Genomic DNA, 507 nt, shown 5'->3' with positions numbered 1-507 from the left:
GATCGACACCGTCGACGCGATCCTGGACGACGGACGTACATCCAAACGCAGCTGCTTGTTGAGCATAAGGCCAAGAACAAGGATGGATATATTTCAGATATCTGTTAATCTGGATATATGGAAAATGACTCGGCAATTTCAGCACTAGGTGCGCTCGCACAAGGAACGCGGCTCGACGTGTTTCGCCTGTTGGTGCGGCACGAACCGGATGGCCTGGCGGCGGGCGAAATCGCCCGCCAGCTCGACGTGCCGCAAAACACCATGTCGGCGCACCTTGCGATTCTCGCGCGCGCCGGTCTGGTCCGCTCCGAACGGCATAGCCGTTCGATCATCTACCGCGCCGATCTGGACGGGCTGCGCGCGTTGACGCTGTTCCTCGTCAAAGACTGCTGCGCCGGCTCGCCCGAGCTGTGCGCGCCGCTCCTGGCCGAACTCACCCCCTGCTGCTGAAAGGACGCCCAAGATGACCAAGGATGCGGCCGTCGACATCGTGATCTACCACAATCC

At 60.4% G+C, this 507-nt stretch carries 1 protein-coding gene; it reads left to right on the top strand.

The window, feature by feature from the left end; all coding sequences use genetic code 11:
• The first annotated feature begins 117 nt into the window (after positions 1-117).
• Positions 118-450: an ArsR/SmtB family transcription factor gene (locus tag AC0IYH_RS29225; protein ID WP_471837509.1), complete on the top strand. Its 333-nt coding sequence runs from the start codon at positions 118-120 to the stop codon at positions 448-450.
• Positions 451-507 lie beyond the last annotated feature (57 nt).

The organism is Pseudomonas sp. AC463 (assembly GCF_979253585.1).
This window is presented reverse-complemented; position numbering and strand designations above follow the sequence as displayed.

Excerpts from the sequence above, each read along its gene's own strand:
- AC0IYH_RS29225 (WP_471837509.1), top strand. The coding sequence starts at position 118 with ATGGAAAATGACTCGGCAATTTCAGCACTAGGTGCGCTCGCACAAGGA.